Source organism: Methylobacterium sp. WL18 (assembly GCF_008040015.1).
Taxonomy (GTDB): Bacteria; Pseudomonadota; Alphaproteobacteria; order Rhizobiales; family Beijerinckiaceae; genus Methylobacterium; species Methylobacterium mesophilicum.
Genome location: NZ_VRVD01000453.1, coordinates 1 through 3,828 on the forward strand (window position 1 = coordinate 1; position 3,828 = coordinate 3,828).

A 3,828-nucleotide genomic window follows, 5' to 3' on the forward strand; every position below is an offset into this window, starting at 1 on the left:
GGCTGGCCTCAGGCCGCGCGCGCGGCCGCCCGGTGGGCGAAGCCGTCCACCTGGGGCAGCGCCTCGAGCTTGGGCTTGGCGAAGTGATAGCCCTGCACCAGCGTGATCCCGAGACCGCGCAGGGCGTCGAGTTCCCCCGCGGTCTCGACGCCCTCGGCCAGAACCGTGACGCCGAGCGCGCGGGCGATGGCGATGATACCGGACACGATCGCGTGGCGGCCGGAATCGGTGTCGATGCCGCGCACGAGTTCCATGTCGATCTTGATCAGGTCGGGGCGGAAATTCGCCAGCAGGTTCAGCCCCGCGAAGCCGGCGCCGAAATCGTCGAGCGCCGTCAGGAAGCCCTGCTTGCGGTAGGCGGCCACGATGCGCTTCACGTGCTCGATGTCGTGGAACCGCTCCTGTTCGGTGAACTCGAACATGATCCGCCGATACGAGAAGTCGACGCGCCGCGCGGCATCCAGGGAGGCGCGGATGCAGGCGTTGGGCTCGTAGACCGCGTTCGGCATGAAGTTGATCGACAGCCGGGTGTCGCTGTCCCGCGGGAACAGGCGCCCGGCCAGTTCGATCGCCTTCACGCGCGCGGCCTGGTCGAACTGGTAGCGCGTCGCGTCCGTCACCCGGTCGAGGATCGTGCCGGCCGGTTCGCCATTGGGCCCGCGCACCAAGGCCTCGTAGGCCCAGACGTGTCCGGATCCGAGGTCGAGGATCGGCTGGAAGGCCATCGTGAAGTCGAAATCGAGGGCGGCCCCGTCGCGGCATGCGCGGCAGCCAATTTCCTTCGTCATGTGCCGAATCCGTCGGTACCCCCCGACCGGCGGATCATGCGCTCCAGCACTCAATGCAACCTTAACGTACAACCACCGGCTTTTAGACGGCGTGACTTTGGGAGGACGGCACCATGACGCTGACCGATTTCCGTTTTGAGACCGATTTAGACGGCGTTGCGGTGGCGACCTGGGATATGCCGGGCCGGTCGATGAACGTGATCACCGAAGCGGTGATGGATCAGCTGGAGCAGATCATCGAGCAGGTCGCCTCGGACGCGGCGATCAAGGGCTGCGTGATCGCGACCGGCAAGGACAATTTTTCCGGTGGCGCCGACCTCACCATGCTGCAGGGACTCGGCCGGGCCTATGAGCAGCTGAAAGCCGAGCAGGGCGAGGAGGTGGCGATGCGCCACTTCTTCGAGGCGTCGCGGCGCCTGTCGCTGCTGTTCCGGCGGCTCGAGACCTGCGGCAAGCCGTTCGCGGCCGCGATCCAGGGCCTGTGCCTGGGCGGCGCCTTCGAACTCGCCCTGTCTTGCCATCACCGGATTGCCTCGGACGATGCCAAGACGCGGCTCGGGCTGCCGGAGATCAAGGTCGGGCTGTTCCCGGGCGGCGGCGGCACCCAGCGGGTCGCCCGGCTGATGCAGACCGGCGACGCGCTCCAGATGCTGTTCAAGGGCGAGCAGATCCGCGCGCCGATGGCCAAGGGCATGGGCCTGATCCACGCGGTGGCGCCGCAGGCCGAGATCGTCGAGCGCGCCAAGGCCTGGATCCGCAACGGCGGCTCGGCGGTGGCGCCCTGGGACGTGCCGAAGTTCAAGGCGCCCTCCGGCAAAGTCTACTCACCCGCCGGCATGATGATCTGGCCGCCGGCCAACGCGATCTACCGCCGGGAGACGCACGACAACTACCCGGCCGCCAAGGCGATCCTGGCCTCGGTCTACGAGGGCCTGCAGCTGCCGATGGACCTCGCCCTGCGGGTCGAGAGCCGGTACTTCGCGCATATCCTGCGCTCGAAGGAGGCGGCAGCGATGATCCGCACGCTGTTCATCTCCATGGGCGAGCTGAACAAGGGCGCCCGCCGGCCGAAGAACGTTCCCGCCACCAGCCTGCGGCGGGTCGGCGTGATCGGCGCCGGCTTCATGGGCGCGGGCGTGGCCTACGTCACGGCCCAGGCCGGGATCGAGGTCGTCCTGGTCGATCAGTCGATCGAGGCCGCCGAGAAGGGCAAGGCCTACGCCCACACGCTGATCACTGGGCAGATCAACAAGGGCCGCGCCAAGACCGCGGACCGCGACGCGCTGCTCGGCCGGATCACCACAACGGCGGATTACGCCACGCTCAGCGGCTGCGACCTCGTGATCGAGGCGGTGTTCGAGGACCCCAAGGTGAAGGCCGAGGTGATCCAGAAGGTCGAGGCGGTGATCGGCGCCGACACGATCTTCGCCTCCAACACCTCGACGCTGCCGATCACCGGCCTGGCGAAGAACTCGCAGCGGCCGGACCGGTTCGTGGGCATCCATTTCTTCTCGCCCGTCGAGAAGATGATGCTGGTCGAGATCATCAAGGGCGAGGCCACCGGCGACGCGGCGCTCGCGATCGCCCTCGATTACGTGCGACTGATCAAGAAGACGCCGATCGTCGTGAACGACGCCCGCGGGTTCTTCGCCAACCGCTGCGTCGGCGCCTACATCCTGGAAGGGCACAAGATGCTCGCCGAAGGCGTGCCGCCCGCCATGATCGAGAGCGCAGGGCGCCAGGCCGGCATGCCGGTGGGTCCGCTCTCGCTCAACGACGAGGTCGCCCTCGACCTCGTGCTCAAGATCGCCAAGGCCACCGAGGCGCAGGTCGGCGCGGGGGCGGTCGACCCGGCCCAGAAGACCATCCTCACCGCCATGGTGGAGGGCCAGGGCCGGCTCGGGCGCAAGAACCGCAAGGGGTTCTACGATTATCCCGAAGGCGCCCCCAAGCGCCTCTGGCCGGGCCTAGCGGAGCTGCAGCCCAACCGGATCGCCCCCGAGGCGGTCGACTTCAACGAGCTGAAGCAGCGGCTCCTGGTGGTGCAGGCGCTGGAAGCCGCCCGCACCGTGGGCGAGGGTGTGGTCACGGATCCCCGGGAGGCCGATGTCGGCTCGATCCTGGGCTTCGGCTTCGCCCCGTTCACCGGCGGCACCCTGTCCTACATCGACTTCATGGGGGCGGCCTCCTTCGTGGCGCTGGCCCGCGGCCTCGAGGCCAAGCACGGCGCCCGCTTCCGAGTCCCCGACACCCTGGCCGTCATGGCCGAGCAGGGCGGGACGTTCTACGGCGATGCGAAGCGCGCGGCCTGATCTTTTAGCTGGGCGCTCATAGGACCGGGGCCCGAGAGCAAGGACATGGCGTCGAGCGGTCTGCACGGCCCTTTTCCCGGGCGCATGCAGCGCCAGCGGAATGCGACCCGGGATCCAACACAATACGGTGCGCAGCGTCCGCCTGATCAACATGTGCCGCTGGCGCGGCGCTTCGTGTGCTGGGTCCCGGATCAGGTTCCGCTTCGCTTCACCTGTCCGGGAAAGGGGGGGGGGCGCGTGATCGGCTCGGGAGCGCTGATCCCACGACGCGCACCTGGCCAAACACCTCGAAAGCGCTGGCCTGAGAGCCGTTCCCGATCGCCTCGGGAACGGCTCGGGTTACGGCCTCTTCAACTGGTCGCGTATCGGCATTTCGGTATGAGCGCGCGGTCGCGGCGTTCTGGCGCTGCCTCGCGGCAGCCTGATCCTCGTCAGGCGACACGGACTTTCGCGCCGAGCATCCGGGCGAGCAGTTCCACGTGTTCGGCGTTGTCGGAGAGCAGGTCGGTGATGTCCCCGACCTCCAACGCCTTCACGTGGCGGCAGCGCATCCCGTAGCGCCCGGCCGTGCAGGTGCAACGGAGCTGCGGGCCGCCCGCCCGCTCTTCGAGCACGACGTCGTACCGCTTGCCGGTCGAGCCCCGCACGGAGAAGCGCAGTGCCGAGGGGGCGGCCGGGAAGGCGGCCAGCGCGCGGTCGCTGATCGGTCCCGAAGCCCGGCGGGGGAG

2 protein-coding genes and 1 pseudogene are annotated in these 3,828 nt (G+C 68.6%); 1 reads left to right on the forward strand and 2 read right to left on the reverse strand.

The annotated features are described in order from the left end of the window. Window positions 1–8 precede the first annotated feature (8 nt). Window positions 9–788, reverse strand: coding sequence for an EAL domain-containing protein (locus tag FV228_RS22735; RefSeq protein WP_147856672.1), 780 nt, complete (start codon window positions 786–788; stop codon window positions 9–11). 113 nt (window positions 789–901) lie between these two features. Between FV228_RS22735 and FV228_RS22740 the strand changes: the two genes are divergently transcribed. Beyond that, a complete protein-coding gene (locus tag FV228_RS22740; protein ID WP_147856673.1) occupies window positions 902–3,100 on the forward strand; it encodes a 3-hydroxyacyl-CoA dehydrogenase NAD-binding domain-containing protein in 2,199 nt (732 codons plus the stop codon). Between the two features lie 431 nt (window positions 3,101–3,531). Here FV228_RS22740 and FV228_RS22745 read toward each other — a convergent pair. Beyond that, window positions 3,532–3,828, reverse strand: a pseudogene (locus FV228_RS22745) (DNA polymerase III); the annotation flags it as partial.

Excerpts from the sequence above, each read along its gene's own strand:
- FV228_RS22735 (WP_147856672.1), bottom strand. The coding sequence starts at position 788 with ATGACGAAGGAAATTGGCTGCCGCGCATGCCGCGACGGGGCCGCCCTC.
- FV228_RS22740 (WP_147856673.1), top strand. The coding sequence starts at position 902 with ATGACGCTGACCGATTTCCGTTTTGAGACCGATTTAGACGGCGTTGCG.